We start from the raw sequence: 17135 nt of genomic DNA, 5'->3' as shown, positions 1-17135 counted from the left end.
ACCGCTCCGCGRAACCGTTCTTCTCAAGGGACGGCGACTGAGKGCCTGTTTCATCCCGGTCGACGTTCCCCCTCGGGCGGGCAGGATCAAAGTCGCCCGGAAGGGGCCGTCGGCGACTCCGACTGATCCTGGAACAGGCCGGTTTGAACCTCCCGGCCCCGTCGACCCTTGCCGTCCAGCGCTCGCCCGTTCCGGGCCTTGGGACCTTCTGAGCCCCGCTTCCCGCAACGATCCGATCGCCGGGCCGGCTCGGCCCCGCTCGGTTCCATCCCCATCGCCTGCTTGGGCCGGTACCAAGAGCCCTCCCCGTGATGGTGACGGGTTCAGTATGTGGGCGGTTCAAACCCTGGCGCGTTTGTGACGCTGATTTTTCTGCAGGGCATTGGAATTGCTGGGGTTCTTCTCGCCGCTGGCGGGGATGGAGAGCGCTCGATCCCCGTCTTGGGGACATGCCCTCGTGGCGTGTCCCCATCGGACGCACCGAGCCCCGTCTTGGGGACACGCCGCAAGGGCATGTCCCCGGCCCGGGTTCGCTCCACCGTCCGTCATCCTCGGACTTGTTCCGAGGACCCCTGCTTCAGCCACGAAGAAGGACGATCCGTGGAGCGGCGAGATCGCGGCCTACCCCCAACCGACAACCCCGCCGACAGAGGGGTCCTCGGAACAAGTCCGAGGATGACGGTTCTAAAATGGAAGAAGGCCCTGCCCCGTCAAAAGCCCATCCGGGGCGGATGGAGACCTACGCCAAGCGGACATTCTGAAGGTCAGCTAGCGGTGGGGAGCGGCCCTCGGAACCCCTCTCTCTGAGAGAGAGGGAGGGGCCCGCCGCGAAGCGGTGGGAGGGTGAGTGGTTTCACCGCCGGCCGGCAAACCCCAAAACGTTCAACCTCGCTTTCGAGGTGTCAGAAAAGGCGCGCCACGCTGCCGGTCATGGACCCAGCGATCAACCGAAGGCCTGCTGAACAACCGCACCCCATTCGGAGAGAGTGTAACCACTCACCCTCCCATGGCTTCGCCATGGGCCCCTCCCTCTCTCAAAGAGAGAGGGGTTCACTGGGAGTCCTTCGACGTCCGCCATGGGTCGGGTGGAGAAACGACGCCCGCGCCTGAAACCGGACCTAGGGCGCCGTGCCGGAAAGCGGAGGGGACGAAGGTCTGTTCGGGGTGGTTTGCGGACATGGTCGCGCTAGGATGCTGGTATGACTGAAAGATACCTGCCGTCGTCCAGCTTTCTACGAACGTTCATCGACACTGATGAGCCTTTGACTAAAGGCGACGACGCCGAAGTAAACCTTCTCCGCCTGATAAACCTGATCGAAGACAATGACCCCGTAAATCGTGACTGGGCCACCCTGCTTCTTTCTCAGCAAGAAGTTGACACGCCACAGGTCCGGGCGGCGCTCCTCCGCGCTGCTGAGGACGAGAGCGAACTTGTTCGCGCCGAGGCGATTCTCGGATTGGCCCAGCGTGACAAGGCGTTGGCCCTTCCGCTACTTCAAAGAGAACTTTCGGGTCCATCCGTACCTCATGCGATTTTCGAGGCCGCGGTCCTAGTTGCTCACCCGTCCCTGGTCAGTGACTTAAGTGCTTTCGCCGAACCATCTGGCGATAGTTTCTTGGATAACGCGGCTCTTAAAGCGCTTCACGCCTGTGAGGCTGCGGAACGGCAAGGCGGTTAAGTCCGACTAGGGTCGAAGGCGGCCCTTCGGATTGAACCGGTCCCGGCGACGCCAGAAACCGCCCGAACGCGCGACTGCGCTCTTGAACGGCTAGCTCTCTCCCCCCACTACAGCACGACCGAACAGAGTGACTTGAAAGGACGGCGACATGGCTTTGCTCGACGAGCTGAAGGCTGACCAACTGGCGGCGCGCAAGGTGAGCGACCGCCTGAAGGCCGACCTGCTCACCACGCTGATCGGCGAAGCGACGCAGATCACGACCGAAGAGTTCAAGCGCGGCGTGACCGAAGTCACTGACGAGAAGGTCGTCGCAACCGTCGCGAAGTTCTTGAAGAACACGAAGTTGACGCTGGAAAACCTCGCGGCCGAACGCGCGCGACTGGTCGAAGCCGACGGCGATGTATCGAAGGTGGACGAGCGGACCAAGGCGGCTGAAACCGAACTGGCGATTCTATCCTCCTATGGCCCGAAGCAGATGACGGAAGCGGAATTGCGCGAGGCCATCAACGACTTCCGGGTCCAGAACCCCGACGCCAATGTCGGCGCGATCATGGCCCACCTGAAGGCCAACTTCGGCGGCCAGTATGACGGCAAGGCGGCCAGCGCGTTGGCCAGAGCCTAGACCGAGGGCGCCGTGCAAACCCCTCTCTCATAGAGAGAGGGAGGGGCCCGCCGCGAAGCGGTGGGAGGGTGAGTGGTTTCACCGCCGGCCGGCAAACCCAAGACGTTCAACCTCGTTTTCGAGGTGTCAGAGGAAGCGCGCCACGCCTACCCGTCGTGGATATTGGCGAACAATCGAAGGCCTGCCGAACGACCGCGTTTCATTCGGTGAGGGTGTAACCACTCACCCTCCCATGGCTTCGCCATGGGCCCCTCCCTCTCTCTAAGAGAGAGGGGTTCGGTGGGCGTTCTTCAACGTCCGCAACGGGCCGAAAGCGGACCGGAGCCCACCTCGTCCTAGAGCCCTACCAAGCCCCCAGTTCCCGCAGCTGCCGCGCCAACTCGGCCGGCATTTCGGCGGCCTCGGCTTCGGTCAGGTCGGGCGGCACGTCCTCGTGCTTCAGATAGCGCCAGCCCTGGAACGGACGCCGGGGCGTGGGGGCCACGCGGACGATGGTCGGGTCGACCGTCACCTCGCAGCGCGACGCCTGCCCCTCGCCCACCGTGTCGATCTTCAGGATCGTCTGGCGGCAGAGGATTTGGCCCTTCATCACCCGGTACAGCGAGCCGCCGTCCAGCACCTCGTCGATGCGCTTGGGCGTCATGCGGGTGTGCATGATCCACGGCCGGTCGGCCTCGGCGTGCCAGGCGACCAGTTCCTCGATGTTGTCGCAACCGACGACGAGCTTGATGATGTGCAGGGGCATGGCGGCGTACTTAGAGCGCGACAGCCGAAAGTGTGAGCGGTTTCGGCGCCCGTCGCGCGCAAAACATCAGTGGACCGGCTCCAGCTTCGCCAGCACCACGCCTTCGCTGACCTGGCCGCCGGCCGTGGCCGACAGTTCGGCGACCACGCCGTCGAACGGCGCGGCCAGGGCGTGCTCCATCTTCATGGCCTCCAGGGTCAGCAGGGTCTGGCCCTTGACGACCGTCTGGCCGGCCTCGACGGCGACGGAGACGATCTTGCCCGGCATGGGCGACAGGATCGCTCCGTCCGACGCGGCCGCGTGGGCGCCGCCGCCCTGGTAGGTGAAGTCGAACTCGCGGACGTCGCCGCCCTCGAACACGTACAGCGGATCGCCGCCGAAGGTCCCGGGCAGCACGTCCACGTCGTCCAGCGCCCGGCCGTCCTCGACCGTGATGTCCCACGACCAGTCATCGCCGCTTCCGCCAGCCAAGGCCACGCGGAGCGGCATCGGCTTGCCGTCCACCGACAGCGGCAGGTTCATCGCGGCGCGCGGGGCGTTCATCCGGAAGCCCAACAGGCGCGAGGGCGCGCTGGCCCAGACGTCGGCCTTGGGCTGGTCGGCCTCCATGAAGGCCTCCAGGCGCTGGCCGATGGCCGCCAGGGTCGGGGCGTCGGAGAAGTCGCGGGCGATCAGGTCGTCCAGCCGCGCCTCGATGAAGCCGGTGTCCACCGCGCCATCGACGAAGTCCGGATCGCTGKCGCAGCGGGCCAGGAAGGCGGCGTTGGTCTTGACCGGCCACACCTCGACCAGGCGGCAGGCCTCGGCCAGTCGCGCGGCGGCGTCCTCGCGGTCGACGCCATGGGCGATCAGCTTGGCGATCATCGGGTCGTAGAACGGGGTGACCTCGCCGCCCTCCTCCACCGCGCTGTCCACCCGCACGTCGCCCTCGGGCAGACGGAAGTGGGTCAGCAGGCCGGTCGAGGGCAGGAAGCCGGTGGCCGGGTTCTCGGCGTAGAGGCGGGCCTCCATGGCCCAGCCGTCCAACGTGATCTCGTCCTGGGCCAACGGCAGGGGCTCGCCCGAAGCCACCAGCAGCTGCCACTCGACCAGGTCCTGGCCGGTGACCATCTCGGTGACCGGATGCTCGACCTGCAGGCGGGTGTTCATCTCCATGAACCAGATGCGATCGGCGCGCAGGCCATCGGAGGCGTCAGCGATGAACTCCACCGTGCCGGCCCCGACATAGCCCACGGCCTGGGCCGCCTTGACCGCCGCCCCGCAGACGGCCGCGCGGGTCGCCTCGTCCATGCCCGGGGCCGGAGCCTCCTCGATGACCTTCTGGTGGCGGCGCTGCAGCGAGCAGTCGCGCTCGAACAGGTGGACGACATTGCCGTGGGTGTCGCCGAACACCTGCACCTCGATGTGGCGCGGGCGGGTGACGTACTTTTCCAACAGCACCCGGTCGTCGCCGAAGCTGGCGCTGGCCTCGCGCTGGCACGAGGCCAGCAGGGCGGCGAAGTCCTCGGCCTTGTCGACCTTGCGCATGCCCTTGCCGCCGCCGCCGGCCACGGCCTTGATCAGCACGGGGAAGCCGATCTTGGCGGCTTCCGACGCCAGACGCTCGACCGACTGGTCCTCGCCCAGATAGCCGGGCGTGGTGGGCACGCCGGCCTCGATCATCACCTTCTTGGCGGCGTCCTTCAGGCCCATGGCGCGGATCGCCGAGGGCGGCGGGCCGATCCAGACCAGGCCGGCGTCGATCACCGCCTGGGCGAAGTCGGCGTTCTCGGACAGGAAGCCGTAGCCCGGATGGATCGCCTCGGCGCCGGTCTGGCAGGCGGCGGCCAGGATCTTCTCCGGGACCAGGTAGCTCTCGCGCGCCGGGGCCGGGCCGATCAGGATGGCGACGTCGGCCTCCATCACGAACGGGGCCTCGGCGTCCGCCTCGGAATAGACCGCGATCGTCCGCACGCCCAGCTCGCGGGCGGTGCGGATGATGCGACGGGCGATTTCGCCGCGATTGGCGATGAGGACGGAAGAGAGCAAGGCGATTTTCCTAGATCTGGGCCAGGGTGAAGACCATCAGGAACCCCAGCAGCAGAACGAACGAGAAGACGGTGGACCACCAGACGATCAGGGTCTTGATGACCGCCCCGGGGATGCTGGAGCCGTAGCCCCCGCGCAGGGTCTGGAACAGGTTGATCGGCGTCCAGACCATCAGCAGCACGAACCACCAGCCGCGCACGGGGTCGGGCAGCACCAGGCCCAGCGCGTTGGTCAGGAACGCGAACGACAGCAGGTTGGTGGCCGTCAGCAGGTGGTCGTAGATGAAGTACTGGCGCTTGTTGAGGTAGACCAGCGCCAGGCTCAGGCCCAACATCGGCAGCAGCAGCACCGCCAGGCGGTGCCCCCAGCCGAACATCACGACCATGTAGTATTCGGGGTTCTCCAGCGCCTTGGCCAGGCCCGCCTTGGGCCAACGCGCCTTGCCGTGATCGGCGCCGGCGGCGGGCGCCTCATGCGCGGCTTCTCCGCCGGTCGACGAGGACAGGTTCGGCGTCCTGATGTGGACGCCGCCGATCGTCGCGGTCTCGGTCGAGTTCTCGGCGATCGCATTGGCCTGGGCCTCGACCTTGTCGGCGTCGAAGACGTTGGGGACCTCGGCCGAGCGGACCTTCTCGGCCGCCGACTTGCGCAGGTTCTCCTCGGCCGCGAGGGCTTCCCGCCCCGCCAGCGGATTGTTCTGCAGGTGGTCGGCCTCGGCGATGTCCTTGGCGTAGTGGGCCTGGGCGTCGGCCACCTCCTTCTGGTAGCCGGCCTGGGCCTTGGCGACCTCGTCCCCGTAGTCCTTCAGGACCTTGGCGCGATCCTCGTCGGGATCCTTCAGGTCGGCGTCGCGGGACTTGGCGGCCTCGGCAAGGGTCTCGTCGCGGTCGGTGATCGCCCCCTTGAGGCGCTCGTCGCGGTCGTTGACGGCTTCGGTCCGCATGCGGGCGGCCTCGGCGGCGCGCCCCTGCGGCGTGGCCAGGAGCTCGGCGCGCTTGTGCCGTTCTTCCTCCGAATGATGCTGCGCCGAGTGGATGGCGTGCTCGGCCGCGAAGATGAACAGCAGCAGGGCCACCAGGAAGGTGCGGAACGGCGGCACGTGCCGCACGATGCGCCCTTCCATGTAGTCCTTGGCCAGCACGCCGGGCCTGAAGAACAGCAGCGGCAGAGTGTTGGCCAGGCGCCCGTCGAGGTGGAACATCCCCTCGATGGCCTCCCAGATCAGGTGCCAGATCGAGCGGTGATGCGTGTCGGCGTTCTGGCCGCACGAATAGCAGTACCAGCCCTCCAGATCGGTGCCGCAGTTCTTGCAGGGCTCGCCCTGATGGGTGAACGGCTTCTTCCTTGGCAGGAAGAAGCTTGCCGCCGAGTCCGCCGCCGCTGTCTCGAGATCCGCCGCCGTCATGTCATCCCCTGCTCGACTCTAGATGGTCCAGCTGGGTTTACGGCGTTCGAGGAACGCGCGCACGCCTTCTTGGCCTTCGTCCGACACGCGGCGGCGGGCGATGCGTTTTGCCGTCTCGTCGAGCAGGCCGCGGTCGATCTTTTGACCCGCGAAGTCGTTGACCAGGGCCTTGGCGTCGCCGATCGCGCCGGGGGCGCAGACGGCCACCTCCTCGATCAGGGCGTCCTGGGCGGCGACCAGGCCGGCCGCGTCGTCGAACACCTCGTCCACCAGGCCGTAGCTCCAGGCCTGGTCGGCGTCGAACACCCGGCCGGTGGCGAACAGCAGCTTGGCGGTGCGCGGCCCCAGGGCGGCGATCACATAGGGGCTGATGGTGGCCGGGGTCAGGCCCAGCTTGACCTCGGAGAAGGCGAAACGGGCGTCGGCCGTGGCCAGGGCGTGGTCGCAGGCGGCGACGAGCCCCGCCCCGCCGCCGAAGGCCGGCCCCTCGACCAGGGCCACGGTCAGGGCCGGGATGTCGTGCAGGGCCTTCAGCATCTGGGCCAGGCCCAGGGCGTCCTCGCGGTTGTCGTCCTCGCTCCAGTCGGCGGCCGCCTTCATCCATTCCAGGTCGGCCCCGGCGCTGAACGCCCCGCCCACCCCGCGCAGGAAGACGATCCGCACGCCCTCGGCGCCGTGCAGGGTCTGGAAGGCCTCGTGCAGGGCGGCGATGGTGGCCGCGTCGAAGGCGTTCTTCTTGGCCGGACGGTTGATCCAGACGGTGACCGCGCCGCTCGGCGTGGACTCCAGATGGACCAGCGGCGTCATGGCGTCGGTGTTCAGGACCTCGACGATGGGGTCGGCGATCGGATTGGTCATGGTGTCCTCCCTTCCCTTTTCTCGGCCTACATCCGGAAGACGCCGAAGGTCGTCTCGGGGATCGGGGCGTTCAGGCTGGCGCTGATGGCCAGGCCCAGCACGTCGCGGGTCTGGGCCGGGTCGATGATCCCGTCGTCCCAGAGGCGCGCGGTGGCGTGGTAGGGGTCGCCCTCGGCCTCGTAGCGGGCGCGGATCGGGGCCTTGAAGGCCTCCTCGTCCTCGGCCGCCCAGGTCTCGCCCTTGGCCTCCATGCCGTCGCGCTTGATGGTCGACAGCACGCTGGCCGCCTGCTCGCCGCCCATCACCGAAATGCGCGAGTTGGGCCAGGTGAACAGGAAGCGCGGGCTGTAGGCGCGGCCGCACATGCCGTAGTTGCCGGCCCCGAAGCTGCCGCCGATCAGCACGGTGAACTTGGGCACCTCGGCGCTGGCGACGGCCGTGACCAGCTTGGCGCCGTCCTTGGCGATGCCGCCGGCCTCGTACTTGCCGCCCACCATGAAGCCCGAGATGTTCTGCAGGAACACCAGCGGGATCTTGCGCTTGCAGGCCAGCTCGATGAAGTGCGCGCCCTTCACGGCGCTCTCGCTGAACAGCACGCCGTTGTTGGCCAGGATCGCCACCGGCTGGCCCCAGATGCGGGCGAAGCCGCAGACCAGGGTCGTGCCGTACAGGGCCTTGAACTCGTCGAACTCGCTGCCGTCGACGATACGGGCGATGACCTCGCGCACGTCGTAGGGCGCGCGCACGTCGGTGGGCACGATGCCGTACAGCTCGGCTGGATCGTGGACCGGCGGCCGGGCGTCGCGGATCTCGGTCTCGACCCGCTTGGTGGTGTTCAGGTTGGCGACGATCGAGCGGACGATCTCCAGCGCGTGCTCGTCGTCATTGGCCACGTGGTCGACCACGCCCGAGCGGCGCCCGTGGGTGTCGGCCCCGCCCAGTTCCTCGGCCGAGATGACCTCGCCCGTGGCGGCCTTCACCAGCGGCGGACCGGCCAGGAAGATCGTGMCCTGGTCGCGGACAATGACCGTCTCGTCGCTCATGGCCGGCACATAGGCGCCGCCGGCGGTGCACGAGCCCATGACGCAGGCGATCTGGGCGATGCCCTGGGCGCTCATCCGGGCCTGGTTGAAGAAGATGCGGCCGAAGTGGTCGCGGTCGGGGAAGACCTCGGCCTGGTGCGGCAGGTTCGCCCCGCCGCTGTCGACCAGATAGACGCACGGCAGGCGGTTCTGCTGGGCGATCTCCTGGGCGCGCAGGTGCTTCTTCACCGTCATCGGGAAATAGGCGCCGCCCTTCACGGTGGCGTCGTTGGCGACGATCATCACCTCGCGGCCCGACACCCGGCCGATTCCGGTGATCACGCCCGCCCCGGGCGCCTCGCCGTTATAGAGGTCGCAGGCCGCCAGCTGGCCGATCTCGAGGAACGGCGAACCGGGATCCAGCAGGCGCTCGACCCGCTCGCGCGGCAGCAGCTTGCCGCGCGACGTGTGGCGGGTGCGGGCGCTCTCCGGACCGCCCAGGGCCGCCTGCGCGACCCTTTCGCGCAGCGCCTCCACCAGACCGCGGTTGTGCGCGGCGTTTTTGGCGAAGGTCTCGCCGTTCTTGTCGATACCCGTGTTCATCTTCGGCATTATCGAGGCATAGCCTTTTCCGTTTCCCACCGAAAGCCGCAGTTTTTGACCTTCGATGGTCAAGGTCCGCGGTTCAAGTTAGCGTCGGGTCGTGGTCACCCTGCCCGACTTCATGGCCGATACGGCCCTGGCCCGCCTGTTCGCGCAAGAGCACCGCGACGGCGACGCCGCCTGGTTCTCGTTGCCGGGCGGCGCGACACTCTATGCGCCCGGCGAAGCGGCCGACTACCTCTACTTCCTGCGCACCGGCCGGCTGGGGGCCTTTCGGCGCGAGGAAGGCCAGGAGCCGCAGTTCCTGGGGGTGATCCGTCCCGGCGAGCCGGCGGGCGAGATGGCGATGATCGCGGGCGCGCCCCACTCGGCCAACCTGGTGGCCCTGCGCGATTCGGAAATCCTGGCCCTGCCCCGCGCCGCCTTCTTCGAGGCGGTCGAGCGCGATCCGGACGTGATGATCGAGCTGTCGCGGCTGATGATCCGCCGAGCCCGCAACGCCGGCGCCCACGCCTCGATCGGCGACCCGTCGGTCTACGGCTTCATCGCGGTGGAGCCCGGCAAGGCGATCCGGCCGGTCGTGGAGCGGATCGCCCACGCCATTTCGGGCCTGGGCTATTCAGTCACCGTCGAGGGCGCCGAATCCCTGCTGGCCCCGACCGAGTGGTTCAGCGGCGTCGAGCGCCGGCACGACTTCGTCCTCTACGTGGCCGAGGCCGAGGAGACCGCCTGGAAGCACGTGGTCGGCCGCCAGGTGGACCGGCTGTTCCGCGTCGGCCTGGGCGACCACCGCCCGCCGTCGATCATCCCGTCCTACGCCTCCGGTCCGCTGCAGGACCAGCGGCTGGTCGACCTGATCCTGCTGCAGCCGGCCAACGTGACCCATCCCAAGGGCTCGGGCGAATGGCTGAACGCCACCCAGGCCGCTCGCCTCTTCCATCTGCGCGAGAACGGCATGGCCGACGTCGAGCGGATGGCGCGGGTGCTGACCGGCCAGTCGGTGGGCCTGGTGCTGTCGGGCGGCGGGGCGCGGGCCTACGCCCATGTCGGCGCCATCCAGGCCCTGCGCGAGCGCGGCGTGCCGATCGACTTCGTGGGCGGCGCCTCGATGGGCGCGGTCGTGGCCGCCGGCCTCGCCATGGGCTGGGACGACGGCGAGATGGAGACCCGCATCCGCAAGGCCTTCGTCGAGACCAGCCCGCTGGACGACATCGCCTTCCCCCTGGTGGCCATGACCCAGGGCCTGAAGGTCAAGGCGCGGCTGGACGAGCACTTCGACGACATCGAGATCGCCGACCTGTGGCTGCCGTTCTTCTGCGTGTCGTCGAACCTGACCTCGGGCGCCTATCACCTGCACCGCCAGGGCGTGCTGAAGGACGCCCTGCGCGCCTCGATCTCGCTGCCCGGCGTGCTGCCGCCCGTGGCCGACGGCAATTCGGTGCTGGTCGACGGGGCGGTGATGAAGAACTTCCCCGCCGACGTGATGCGCGCCTTCCAGCTGGGGCCGATCGTCGGGGTGGACGTCACGCGCGGCCGCAGCATCACCGCCGAGGACGTCGACCGCCCCGCCTCGCTGTGGACCTGGTTCTGGTCGGGCGAGTGGCGCAAGGGGCCGCCGATCGTGGCCCTGCTGATGCGGGCGGCCACGGTGTCGACCGGGCGGGACCTGGCGGCCAGCCGCGAGGCCACCGACGTCCTCATCACGCCCAAGCTCAACGAGATCGACATCCGCGACTGGAAGGCCTTCGCGCCCGCCGTCGCGGCCGGGCGCGCCGCCGCCGCCCTGGCCGTCGACAGCCTGGGCAAGCCGGTGACCGAGCTGAGGCGGCGGCCGAGTTTGAGGGAGCTCTCGGAGACACAGGGGCGGCCCACCAAACCCCTCTCTCTTTGAGAGAGGGAGGGGCCCATGGCGAAGCCATGGGAGGGTGAGTGGTTACACTCTCACCGAATGGGGCGCGGTCGTTCGGGAGGCCTTCGAGTGAATCGGATCTAAGACGGTCGATGTGGTGCGCTGTTTTTGACGCCTCGAAAACGAAGTTGAACGTCTTGGGATTTGCCGGCCGGCGGTGAAACCACTCACCCTCCCACCGCTTCGCGGCGGGCCCCTCCCTCTCTCTATGAGAGAGGGGTTCCGAGGGCCGCCCTACACCCGTTTCGGAACTTCGAAATAGCCGCTCGCGCTGCCTACCAGCGCCGGGCGACCACGAACAGGCGGGTGAACGGGAACAGGGTCACCCCGTCCTCGCGGCGCGGATAGTCGACCGCCAGCCGCTCGCGCCAGGCCGCCAGGAAGGCCGCGCGTTCGGCCGGGTCGTCCAGGGCCTCCAGATACGGCCGCAGGCTGGTGCCCGAGGTCCAGTCGACGATCGGATCGTCGCCGCCCAGGGCGTGGACATAGGTGGTCACCCAGACGTCGAGGTCTTCGCTCAGGGGCGACAGCCAGTCGTGATAGGGCCGCGGGTCGACGCCGGAGCGGACGCGCTCGATGTCGGCCAGGCGTGACGCCCACGGCCCGTCCAGCGCCGTCTCGCGCAGGCTGCGCCGCCAGCCGTCGTCGGCCACCACGGGGATTTGGCAAGCGAACACGCCGCCGGGCGCCAGCAGGCCCATCAGGCGCGGGAACAGGGTCTCGTGCCCGTCCACCCATTGCAGGGCGGCGTTGGTGAAGATCAGGTCGGGCGGGACCTCTGGCGCGAAGGCGGCGATGTCGCCCAGCACCCAGTCGATGTCGGCCCGCATCGCCCGGCCCCGCGCCAGCATCTCGGGGCTGGAGTCCAGGCCGTGCACCTGGGCCTGTGGATGGCGGGCCTTCAGCAGGGCCGCGTGCTCGCCGGTGCCGCAACCCAGGTCCCAGATCTCGCGCGGCTCCAGGTCGCGCGGGATCTGCAGCATCAGGTCCAGGGCCGGCCGGTCGCGATAGGCCTTGTAGCGCTGATAGACGTCGGGATCCCAGACCGGCATCCGGCCCTCCGTGCAAGAACTGCGACAATCGGTCCGCTCATTTGCACCGATCCGTCGACTTTGTCGCATGGGAGCAGAGGCCGCCCTTCCCTATCTTTTGGTTAAGGCGCTGATCCACCGCGCCGCAGGATGGAAACCGAAGTGAACCGCTCCGCCGTCGCCCCCGCTGTCGCTGTCGCCGCCAAGTCCCCGGCCGTGAACGTGCATCGCCTGGGCATGCTGGGCCTCAACCTCGGTCTTTGGACCCTCATCATCCTGGTCGTGCGCGCCCTCTAGCCCGACCAGGATGATGCGGCCCCGGGTCGCGCATGTCCCCCCTTTGCGCGACCCGGGAGTGCCCTCCCCGACGCCACGCGTCCTCCGCCTTCCGATCAAGCAATCGGCGCCCGCGACGTCGCGTCGCGACTTTGCCCCTTTGCACAACGGCCGATCGGCGCCCATATTCCTCTTGTGTTGTTCAACAACTGAAAGGAGGTGACCAGTGTCTCATTGTCTCCAACCGAGGTCGCGAGTGACCTGGAGCCTGAAGAACGAGGTTTCCAACTGAAGGCGTTGAACGCCTAAGGTTCAAAGTCACGCCGCGACGCGGCTACGACGATGTAGGGCCGTCCCGAGCGATCGGGGCGGCCCTTGCATTTTGATGCTCCCCCCTCCGGGGGAGCTGTCGGCGAAGCCGACTGAGGGGGCTGCGGCGGCGATCACTTGCCCCCTACGGATCGCTTCGCGATCGTCTTCCCCCAGAGGGGGAAGAGCCGCACCGCGCTTGAAGCCTCCGCCCCCTACGGGGGCGGACAGACCGCGAAGCGGTCAGGTGGGGGCAAGTATCAGCCGCCCACCAGCTCCCGTCCGATCAAGAAGCGGCGAATCTCGTTGGTCCCCGCGCCGATGTCGTAGAGCTTGGCGTCGCGCAGGAAGCGTTCGACCGGCCATTCCTTGGTGTAGCCCGCGCCGCCCAGGGCCTGGATGGCCTCCAGCGACACTTTCACCGCGTTCTCCGAGGCCATCAGGATCGCCCCGGCCGCGTCGAACCGCGTGGTCTTGCCCGCGTCGCAGGCCCGCGCCACGGCGTAGACATAGGCCCGGGCCGAGTTCAGGGCGACGTACATGTCGGCGATCTTGCCCTGCATCAGCTGGAACGAGCCGATGGCGTGGCCGAACTGCTTGCGCTCGCGGACATAGGGCAGCACCACGTCCAGGCAGGCCTGCATGATGCCCAGCGGGCCGGCCGACAGCACGGCGCGCTCGTAGTCCAGGCCGCTCATCAGCACACCGACGCCGCCGCCCACCGGGCCCAGCACGTTCTCTTCGGGGACTTCGCAGTCCTCGAACACCAGCTCGGCCGTGTCGGACCCGCGCATGCCCATCTTGTCGAGCTTCTTGCTGACGCTGAAACCCTTCATGCCCTTCTCGATCAGGAAGGCCGTGATCCGGCGCTCATCGGTCTTGGCGTAGACCACCAGGGTGTCGGCGTGCGGGGCGTTGGTGATCCAGAACTTCGTGCCGTTCAGCACGTAGCGGTCGCCGACGGCTTCCGCCTTCAGCTTCATCGACACCACGTCCGAGCCCGAACCGGCCTCGCTCATGGCCAGCGAGCCGACGTGCTCGCCGCTGATCAGCTTGGGCAGGTAGCGCTGCTTCTGCTCCGGGGTCGCCCAGCGGCGGATCTGGTTGACGCAGAGGTTGGAGTGGGCGCCGTAGCTGAGGCCCACCGAGGCCGAGGCGCGGCTCACCTCCTCCATGGCGATAACGTGCTCGAGATAGCCCAGGCCCAGGCCGCCGAACTCCTCCTCGACCGTGATGCCGTGCAGGCCCAGGTCGCCCATCGGGACCCACAGGTCGCGGGGAAATTCGTTGGTCTCGTCGATCCTGGCGGCGATCGGCGCGATGCGGTCGGCGGCGAAGCGCGCGGTGGTGTCACGGATCGCGTCGGCCGTCTCGCCCAGCGCGAAGTCCATCGAGGGTGCGGTTTGGTTCGTCATGCGCGACTCCATAGCACAAACGCCCGCGGATCAAGCAGACCCGCGGGCGTTCATGCTCTCGACATCGAGGATCGAGGTCTAGTCTTCGTCCTGCCTATTCTTCGTCCTGGATGTCGGGATCGCCCAGCCGGCGCATCAGCAGGTAGGCCGAGGTGGCGAAGCAGATCATGCCGATCACGCTGGCGCCCCAGCCGAACATGCGGATCGGCGACAGGCCCTCGTTGGCGCCCACGCTGAGGTTCCACAGGATGCCGCCGCCGAACAGGGCCAGGCCCAGCAGGCCCAGGCTGACCAGCAGGCTGATCCCGCCGAAGGCGTGCGGCTGGACCGGGGCCAGGGCCACGTCCTGGGCGGCCAGGTCGGCCGGGCCGCTGGTCGAGAAGCCGCCCAGATTGAACAGCGAGGCCTCKGCCGGGGCCCGGGCGGCCTCGAACAGCTCGGGCTCGGGTTCCACGGCGGGCTCGGCGGCCGGCGCGGCGGCCGGCGGCGCGAAGGCCGACTCGGCGACCGGCTCGTCCGGCGTCAGCTGGAACGGCGCGATGATCGGGCCCGGCGGCTCGGGATTGGCGTAGATGAACGGCGACGGAGCAGCAGCGGCCGTCGCGGCCAGGACCGGCGGCGGCTCGGGCAGGACCAGGTCCTGCTGCGGCGGCGTCAGCCGGACCGACGCGGCGGCTTCGTCGGGCAGGATCGCCTCGAGGCGCGCGCTGACGGCGGCGGAGGCCACTTCGCTGGCGCTGGGCCCGGCGCCCGTCAGGGCCGCGGTCGCCCCGCCGTCCGTGCGCAGGGCCACGGCCTTGTCGCCGTTCAGCGCGGTGGTGATGGCGGCCGGCGCCTGGCTGGGCACCAGCTTGCCGGCGTCGTAGTCGATCTTGGGCCGCAGCACCGAGCTGGGCGCGGCCACCCAGCCGCCGTCGGCCGGCGTCAGGAACAGGGTCTTCTCGGCCGAACGGCGGCGCACCAGGGCGTCGACGACGATCCGCTCGCCCTCGAAGTCGGCCTTGCGCCACATCTCCATCTCGCAGGCGGCCAGCAGCGGCGAGCCCTCGTTCAGGCGGCGCAGGACGGCCGAGCGGATGAAGTTCTCGGTGCCGATGTTGAAGGCGAAGCAGACCAGGGCGTCGAACTGGTTCTGGTTCAGCGGCGCGTAGACATTCTCGTTGACCGCGTGGGCCACGGTGATCAGGTCGTAGAGCAGAAGAGCTTCAGCGTCCTGTTCCGAGACAGACGCCCCGGCCCGCGCGGTCAGGGTATGGCCATAGCCCAGCGTCCAGCGCCCGTCGGGCAGCTGAGCGGCTTTCATCCGGTACCCTTCGAACCTCTTGATGAGCTCGACGGCGGCGCGGGAGACCTGATAGCGCGGTTTCATCGCCTAGAATGACCCAGTTTGAGACAGACGCGGATGCGTTCAGGSTGCACCGCGCAAGATGGGCGCCGTTCTGGCGTTCCGCAGGGGCCTTCGACCCCTCTTTCATGAAATGAACGCCGCCCGTGGCGGATTCGCGCCGCGCCGTCCAGCCGGACGGCGTCTTCGACCGATTCAGTGCAACAGCAGGGCCGCGATCAGCAGGACGGCGAAGAAGCCCGTGAAGTCGGTCAGGAAGGTCACGAAGATCGACGACGAGACCGCCGGATCGCGTCCCATCTTGGCCAGGGCCAGCGGCGCCAGGATGCCGCCGACCGCCGCGGTGAAGATGTTGGTGATCAGGGCCAGGCCGACGATGATCGCCAGCTTGCCGTGATGGTCGGCCGGGCCGAAGAACAGATAGGTCGCCCCGCCCATGACCAGGGCCAGGGTGCAGCCGTTGACGATGCCCACCGACAGCTCGCGCAGGATGATCCGGCGGGCGTTGGCCGTGGTCAGCTCCTTGCTGGCCAGGGCGCGCACGGCCACGGCCAGGGTCTGGGTGCCGGCGTTGCCGCCCAGGGACGAGACGATCGGCATCAAGATGGCCAGGGCCACCAGCTGGGCGATCTCGCCCTGGAACACGGCCACGCCGCTGACGGCGATGGTGGCGGTGACCAGGTTGAGCAGCAGCCACGGCAGGCGCGACTTGACGATGTCCACGACATTGGCGTCGCGGCCGGCGTCGCTCACCCCGGCCAGGGCCAGGATGTCCTCTTCCGCCTCTTCGCGGATGACGCCGACGATATCGTCGACGGTGATCTGGCCCACCAGGCGGCCGCCGGCCTCGACGACCGGGGCGCTGATCAGGTGGTACTTGTCGAAGATGTAGGCGACCTCTTCCTGGTCCATGTCGACGGTGATCTCGGTCACCGGCTCCATGATCTCGGCCAGGGGCGTCTCGCGCTTGTGGGTCAGCAGCTGGCTGATCGGCAGCGCGCCGACGGGCGTGTAGGCCGGATCGACCACATAGACGTCGAAGAACAGCTCCGGCAGGTTGTCGCCGTTCTCGCGGACGTGGTCGATGGTCTGGCCCACGGTCCAGAACTGCGGCGCGGCCAGGAACTCGCGCTGCATCAGGCGGCCGGCCGTCTCGTCCTCGTACGACAGGGTCGTCTCGATCGCCGCGCGATCGCCCTCGTCCATGGCGGCCAGGACCTGGGCGCGCTTACCCTCGTCCAGGTCGTCGATGACGTCGGCGGCGTCGTCGGAGTCCAGCTCCTCCAACGCCTTGGCCAGGGTGTGCGAGGGCGTCGCCTCCAGCACTTCCTCGCGCAGGTTGTCGTCCAGCTCGGCGATGATCTCGCCCAGCCATTCGGGATCCAGGACCGGGATCACCTCTTCGCGGTAGCCGGCCGACAGGAAGCCCATCAGGTCGGCGACGTCGGCGGGCTCCAGCGCGTGGACCAGCTCGCGCAGACGCGCGGTGTCGCCGCGGTCGGCCGCGTCGATGACCATCTCTACGTAGTCGGGATTGAGGGCGTAGTCGTCGCCCAGCGCGAGGTCTTCGAGGTCCTCGATCGTATCGGGCTCGGGGATGACCAGGTTGTGGCGCGGATCGTCTGTCAGGTCGGTTGTTTCCCGGGACATTGGGACCTCCTGAACTCGTAAGACGTGCGTCCTGCGCGTGACCTGAATGCTGCGAAGGGCCAAGCCCTTCCCCGGAAATGGTTAGAGCGCCCCCGGCGAGTCGGAAACCGAATTCGCCGGAAGCGCTCTATCCGTTGTCACCTTGGTGCGGTCGAGAAGACTCGAACTTCCACGGGTTGCCCCACAGCGACCTCAACGCTGCGCGTCTACCAATTCCGCCACGACCGCTCGTGGTGAG

General features: G+C 68.4%; 13 protein-coding genes, 1 tRNA gene and 1 pseudogene. 4 read left to right on the top strand and 11 right to left on the bottom strand.

What is annotated here, in order from left to right:
- Nucleotides 1–1199 precede the first annotated feature (1199 nt).
- Together AC1U89_RS20550 and AC1U89_RS20545 are read left to right on the top strand one after the other, a co-directional pair.
- A complete protein-coding gene (locus AC1U89_RS20550) occupies nt 1200–1679 on the top strand; it encodes a HEAT repeat domain-containing protein (protein ID WP_479901498.1) in 480 nt (159 codons plus the stop codon).
- 148 nt (nt 1680–1827) lie between these two features.
- Nucleotides 1828–2301 (top strand): GatB/YqeY domain-containing protein, encoded by a 474-nt coding sequence (locus tag AC1U89_RS20545; protein WP_479901497.1) that lies wholly within the window; start codon nt 1828–1830, stop codon nt 2299–2301.
- A gap of 2 nt (nt 2302–2303) precedes the next feature.
- On the opposite strand, the pseudogene AC1U89_RS20540 reads toward AC1U89_RS20545, so the two are convergent.
- The 6 genes and pseudogenes from AC1U89_RS20540 to AC1U89_RS20515 form a co-directional block, all read right to left on the bottom strand.
- Nucleotides 2304–2381 (bottom strand): annotated as a pseudogene (locus AC1U89_RS20540) (hypothetical protein); the annotation flags it as partial.
- A gap of 263 nt (nt 2382–2644) precedes the next feature.
- Nucleotides 2645–3046 (bottom strand): DUF1489 domain-containing protein, encoded by a 402-nt coding sequence (locus AC1U89_RS20535; RefSeq protein WP_479901496.1) that lies wholly within the window; start codon nt 3044–3046, stop codon nt 2645–2647.
- A gap of 66 nt (nt 3047–3112) precedes the next feature.
- The gene (locus AC1U89_RS20530) at nt 3113–5074 is read right to left on the bottom strand and encodes an acetyl/propionyl/methylcrotonyl-CoA carboxylase subunit alpha (RefSeq protein WP_479901495.1); all 1962 of its coding nucleotides are present in this window, start codon (nt 5072–5074) and stop codon (nt 3113–3115) included.
- A 10-nt stretch (nt 5075–5084) separates the two neighbouring features.
- Nucleotides 5085–6479: a DUF3667 domain-containing protein gene (locus AC1U89_RS20525; RefSeq protein ID WP_479901494.1), complete on the bottom strand. Its 1395-nt coding sequence runs from the start codon at nt 6477–6479 to the stop codon at nt 5085–5087.
- An 18-nt stretch (nt 6480–6497) separates the two neighbouring features.
- The gene (locus tag AC1U89_RS20520) at nt 6498–7337 is read right to left on the bottom strand and encodes an enoyl-CoA hydratase-related protein (RefSeq protein ID WP_479901493.1); all 840 of its coding nucleotides are present in this window, start codon (nt 7335–7337) and stop codon (nt 6498–6500) included.
- 26 nt (nt 7338–7363) lie between these two features.
- A complete protein-coding gene (locus AC1U89_RS20515) occupies nt 7364–8971 on the bottom strand; it encodes a carboxyl transferase domain-containing protein (protein WP_479901492.1) in 1608 nt (535 codons plus the stop codon).
- Nucleotides 8972–9083: 112 nt separating this feature from the next.
- Here AC1U89_RS20515 and AC1U89_RS20510 point away from each other — a divergent pair, with 112 nt between their 5' ends.
- Nucleotides 9084–10853 carry a patatin-like phospholipase family protein gene (locus tag AC1U89_RS20510; protein WP_479901500.1) on the top strand — a complete coding sequence of 590 codons (1770 nt, stop codon included), beginning with the start codon at nt 9084–9086 and terminating at the stop codon, nt 10851–10853.
- Nucleotides 10854–11146: 293 nt separating this feature from the next.
- Here AC1U89_RS20510 and AC1U89_RS20505 read toward each other — a convergent pair whose 3' ends face one another.
- Nucleotides 11147–11923: a methyltransferase domain-containing protein gene (locus tag AC1U89_RS20505; RefSeq protein ID WP_479901491.1), complete on the bottom strand. Its 777-nt coding sequence runs from the start codon at nt 11921–11923 to the stop codon at nt 11147–11149.
- A 141-nt stretch (nt 11924–12064) separates the two neighbouring features.
- On the opposite strand from AC1U89_RS20505, the gene AC1U89_RS20500 reads away from it, so the two are divergent.
- Nucleotides 12065–12199, top strand: coding sequence for a hypothetical protein (locus AC1U89_RS20500; RefSeq protein ID WP_479901490.1), 135 nt, complete (start codon nt 12065–12067; stop codon nt 12197–12199).
- A 548-nt stretch (nt 12200–12747) separates the two neighbouring features.
- Here AC1U89_RS20500 and AC1U89_RS20495 read toward each other — a convergent pair.
- From AC1U89_RS20495 to AC1U89_RS20480, 4 genes are all read right to left on the bottom strand, one after another.
- The gene (locus AC1U89_RS20495; protein ID WP_479901489.1) at nt 12748–13902 is read right to left on the bottom strand and encodes an isovaleryl-CoA dehydrogenase; all 1155 of its coding nucleotides are present in this window, start codon (nt 13900–13902) and stop codon (nt 12748–12750) included.
- 94 nt (nt 13903–13996) lie between these two features.
- Nucleotides 13997–15271, bottom strand: coding sequence for a lysozyme-family localization factor SpmX (gene spmX / locus AC1U89_RS20490; protein ID WP_479901488.1), 1275 nt, complete (start codon nt 15269–15271; stop codon nt 13997–13999).
- 171 nt (nt 15272–15442) lie between these two features.
- Nucleotides 15443–16897 carry a magnesium transporter gene (mgtE, locus tag AC1U89_RS20485; RefSeq protein ID WP_479901487.1) on the bottom strand — a complete coding sequence of 485 codons (1455 nt, stop codon included), beginning with the start codon at nt 16895–16897 and terminating at the stop codon, nt 15443–15445.
- 143 nt (nt 16898–17040) lie between these two features.
- Nucleotides 17041–17125 (bottom strand) — tRNA-Leu (locus tag AC1U89_RS20480).
- Nucleotides 17126–17135 lie beyond the last annotated feature (10 nt).

This window comes from Caulobacter sp. 05T431 (assembly GCF_056665975.1).
This window is presented reverse-complemented; position numbering and strand designations above follow the sequence as displayed.